The 4,681-nt window shown below is 34.8% G+C and carries 5 protein-coding genes; 3 read left to right on the forward strand and 2 right to left on the reverse strand.

Annotated features, from left to right (window positions below; translation table 11 throughout):
• On the forward strand, positions 1–1,534 hold a 1,534-nt coding region (locus VI621_RS04035; RefSeq protein WP_324217095.1), incomplete at its 5' end, for an aldehyde dehydrogenase family protein.
• Between the two features lie 71 nt (positions 1,535–1,605).
• On the opposite strand, the gene VI621_RS04040 is transcribed toward VI621_RS04035, so the two are convergent.
• Complete coding sequence (locus tag VI621_RS04040) at positions 1,606–2,160, reverse strand: DUF3575 domain-containing protein (RefSeq protein ID WP_324217096.1); 555 nt, start codon at positions 2,158–2,160, stop codon at positions 1,606–1,608.
• 40 nt (positions 2,161–2,200) lie between these two features.
• Positions 2,201–2,947 (reverse strand): metallophosphoesterase family protein, encoded by a 747-nt coding sequence (locus VI621_RS04045; protein ID WP_324217097.1) that lies wholly within the window; start codon positions 2,945–2,947, stop codon positions 2,201–2,203.
• Positions 2,948–3,239: 292 nt separating this feature from the next.
• Here VI621_RS04045 and VI621_RS04050 point away from each other — a divergent pair, with 292 nt between their 5' ends.
• Together VI621_RS04050 and VI621_RS04055 are read left to right on the forward strand one after the other, a co-directional pair.
• Positions 3,240–3,413 (forward strand): hypothetical protein, encoded by a 174-nt coding sequence (locus tag VI621_RS04050; protein ID WP_324217098.1) that lies wholly within the window; start codon positions 3,240–3,242, stop codon positions 3,411–3,413.
• A gap of 96 nt (positions 3,414–3,509) precedes the next feature.
• A partial coding sequence (locus VI621_RS04055) for a tetratricopeptide repeat protein (RefSeq protein WP_324217099.1) occupies positions 3,510–4,681 on the forward strand: 1,172 nt, incomplete at its 3' end.

A 4,681-nucleotide genomic window follows, 5' to 3' on the forward strand; every position in this document is an offset into this window, starting at 1 on the left:
ATTCGGAATGACGGAAGCGCTGGCGCAACTAGGTGTAAAAGCCATAAACGAAGGTACTTCAACAGGACTGGATAATTTTTCAAGCGGAGAAATCCTAGAATCGTATTCCCCGGTTGATGGCCAATTAATCGGAAAAGTAAAATGCACATCCCCTGCAGATTACGAGAAAGTAATGCAAAAAGCGACCGAAGCATTCAAAACTTTCAAAACAATGCCAGCACCGCAACGTGGAGAAATTGTGCGTCAGTTTGGAGAAAAATTACGTTTCCACAAAGAAGCTTTAGGGAAATTAGTTTCTTATGAAATGGGAAAATCCTTGCAAGAAGGATATGGTGAAGTACAAGAGATGATTGACATCTGTGATTTCGCAGTAGGATTGTCCCGTCAATTGCACGGATTAACGATGCACTCTGAGCGTCCTGGACACAGAATGTATGAGCAATACCACCCAATGGGCGTTGTCGGAATCATTTCGGCTTTCAACTTTCCGGTGGCAGTTTGGGCTTGGAACACCGCTTTAGCTTGGATTTGTGGAGATGTTTGCGTTTGGAAACCATCCGAAAAAACACCACTTTGCGGAATTGCCTGTCAAAATATCATTGCTGAAGTAATCAGAGAAAACAACCTTCCGGAAGGAATTTCGTGTTTAATCAACGGAGATTATAAAATTGGAGAATTAATGACTGCCGATAAACGTGTGCCGTTAATTTCAGCTACAGGTTCCACTCGTATGGGTAAAATCGTAGCGATGGCCGTTGCCGGTCGTCTTGGAAAATCATTATTAGAATTAGGCGGAAACAATGCCATCATTGTAACTCCGGACGCCGATATTAAAATGACGGTAATCGGAGCTGTTTTTGGGGCTGTAGGAACGGCTGGACAAAGATGTACTTCAACACGTCGTTTAATTATCCACGAAAGTATTTACGATAAAGTAAAAGATGCCGTAGTGGCAGCATACAAACAATTAAGAATTGGAAATCCATTAGACCAAAACAATCACGTTGGACCACTAATCGACACGCATGCGGTTGAAATGTACAGCAATGCTTTAACAAAAGTTGTTGCCGAAGGTGGAAAAATTCTTGTTGAAGGCGGTGTGCTTTCTGGCGAAGGGTACGAAAGCGGTTGTTACGTAAAACCAGCAATTGCAGAAGCAGATAATGCATTCGAAATTGTACAACACGAAACTTTTGCTCCAGTTTTATACTTATTGAAATATAAAGGTTCTGTAGAAAATGGAATCGCCATTCAAAACGGAGTGGCTCAGGGATTGTCATCAGCTATTATGACCAATAATTTACGTGAAGCGGAACTTTTCTTATCCGTTGTCGGTTCCGATTGTGGAATTGCAAACGTAAACATTGGAACTTCCGGTGCTGAAATCGGTGGTGCTTTTGGTGGAGAAAAAGAAACAGGCGGTGGACGCGAATCAGGTTCCGATGCTTGGAAAGTTTACATGAGAAGACAAACCAATACCATCAATTATACAACAAGTTTGCCATTGGCACAAGGAATTAAATTTGATTTGTAATTCCCTTAAATATAAAAACAAAAAAATCCGATTCATTTGAATCGGATTTTTTTATATCTAAAACTTAGAAATTAAAATCTATAACCAACGCTGAAACCAGCATTAAATTCAACTGCAATATTGAATTCTTCATTTACTTCATTACTGAAATTTCTTCCAATATTAATATAAGGACCGAAAACAAATTTATTGCTTAAATTCCATTTGTAACCTCCGCCAATTCCAAGAATAAAACTATTCATGTTGATTTTTGGGTCTGTTTCCGTTTTTTGATATTCCCCTGAGCGGTATTTCAACATCGGAGAAAGTACAAATCCGGAACCATTGTTTTCACTACTCATATAATAATTATAAGTAACCTGGAAACTGTTGGTGTCAAAATCTTTATATTGTCTTGATATCCCATAGTTATAGGCATCATTAATAAGGATTTCTGCACCGATTGATTGGTGCCCATCGATAAAATATTCATAACCCAATTCTACAGAACCAAAAGCAATTGTGTTTGCAATGTTCCATTTCACTTCATTTTTCGGCATATCGGAATTTGAAGTTTGGATTGTTTCTTGTGCTTGAGAAACACAAACAGTTGATAACAGGAACAAACTAAGAGCAAATTTTTTCATAAAAAGGTGTTATTATAATATTAATATCCTGCAAATATACTCAGTTAGGTTTAAAAGCACTTTCATTTCTGCCTTTTTCGTCAGGATATAATTCATTTAGAGGCTGGCTTTGCCAAAACTCTTTCGAATCGACATCCAATATAGTCAATGGTCCAACGAAAGCAGCTCCGGTATCGACGTTCCATACATTGGCCATTTGTACAGGAATTGTTTTCCCAATTCTTGAAACAGGAGTGTGTCCAATGTAAATTTCTTTGTACAAAGTGAATCTTTTTGGGTAATAGAGATCGTCGGGTTTCATGTTTTTATCCAAAGCCAAGGCCGTTTCCCATAAGGTTCTTTCCCAGTAAAACATTCTTGGGAAGTGCTCAGAAGTAACGCCATTCATATTGGTAAAACCGGCATGTACAAACAATCGGTTTTGGTCGTCTAAATGGTAATTTTCTAAAGTAAGTAAAAATTCGATATGATTGTTCTTTGTTTCCTGTGTCACTTTTTCATAAGCCAAAACCGTAGATTCGCCGCCATGGTTATACCACATGGGATTGTCATGATAATTTTGTAACCAGTGCAATACCAATTCGTCATGGTTTCCTCGAATATAAACACATTGACAGGTATTTTTTAATTGAATTAAATAATCCAAGACCTGCGGGGATTGACTCCAGCCATCAACATAATCTCCCAGAAAGATTAATTTATCATTTTTCGAAATATTGGCTTTTTCTATCACTTGTTCCAAAGCTCTCAATCCACCATGGATATCGCCTATAACTAATGTTCTCATTTTTGAATCTTATAGATGGTAAATTACATAAAAAATTTTATTGGGATGAATTTTTTACTGTTAAAAAAGCAACAAAGCGATCTTAAAAGGCAAGAAGCTATTGATTTGTTTTGTCTCGAGAAACATTTAACAAAATATACGGGAAAACCGTAAAATCTATTTTCGAATAGGTTATAATTTTGAATAAAATTATAACAGATAAAACAACAATTTAAGCAAGGGATTTTTTTTACAAAACATATTTATTTTCAATCCCCATTAGTCTAACATTAACGAATTAAAATTCAAAATTATGAAAAATATCACTTATGCAATTGGAATCTTCGCTCTATTAGTAACTATGTCATCATGTACGGCAGATGAATTAGAGCAAGCAAATGAAATGAATAATACAATGACGACTAATACTGTTGAATCGGCTAGAGAAGGTGATATCGATCCACCTATTCCAATGCCTTTGCCGTAATTGTTTTCCATCATAAAAAACATGAGTTCATGGTTTCTATATGGTTTTCTAAAATAATTTAGTAGATTTGAAATCGTTTAATGATAAATGTATAATTTGAGAAAAATAGTATTCATAATCCTTTGCGGTCTCTTTTTCACAAGCTGTTCTCAAAAAGAAAAAGAAGATTCACTACAGCCTAACAATGACACTCTTGACACTTTGTTGGCTAAAGCGAACAATTCTAATCTTGACAAAAAAACTCGTTTAGCATTCGCGGATAAAGCTCAGGGCGCTATAAATGATAATAAAAATGACTCCGTAACTAGAGATTATTATTTAAAATTAGCTGGAAGGTATTATAATCTTGAAGAATATGAAAAATATTTAACGATATGTAGAGATGTTTATAAGATGTCTCAAAAAAGCAATGACACACTTGATATAGCAAAATGTCTGCACTATATAGGAAACTATCATTATATTAAATTTGACAATGATAGTGCTTATTATTACTACAGTAAAGCGGAAAAAACATATTTAAATTTAGAAGATAAAGGCGATGTTGACAGACTCAAGCTCTATAAAGCAAATATTTTGTTTTATGAAAAAGATTTTTCAGGTTGCGAGACAGCAGTTATAAATATCTTGAAATCGGGAAAGAAAAAAAAAGATATCCGATTAACCTATGAATGCTATATTACTTTAGGAAATGCATTGGAAGGGCTTAATAATAATGAAAAAGCACTTGAATATTACAATAAAGCCTATCAAATAACAGAAAATTTAAAAAACGATTCACAATACGAAATGCTAAAAGCGCAAACGTATAACTATATAGGAAGAATATTCCAGAAGAAAGAGGCTCATAATGAAGCAATAAATTATTTTAAAGAAGCTTTAAATTTTGATAATTTCAGTAATTCAAATCCCTTGCTATATGCTAATTTAACTAATAATTTAGCTTACTCTAAATTTAAATTGGGGGATAAATCAGCTTTGGATCAATTTAATGAAGCGCTTCAAATAAGAGATAGTCTCAATAATATTCCCGGGATTGTATCCAGTAAAATTAACCTGTCCGAATATTATCTTGCCCAAAAAGATACCGCAAAAGCTTTGCTAAACATAAAGGAAGCGCGAGTGAATTCCCATGACAATAAAATTTTTGAAGACGAACTGAAAACACTGGAATTATTAGTCAAAATTGATCCAAAAAATGACTCTTACTATAACGACAGGTTTATTAAGTTAACAGACAGTCTTCAAAACAATGAACGGGCTACAAG

This window comes from Flavobacterium sp., from assembly GCF_035292545.1.
Classification (GTDB): Bacteria; Bacteroidota; Bacteroidia; order Flavobacteriales; family Flavobacteriaceae; genus Flavobacterium.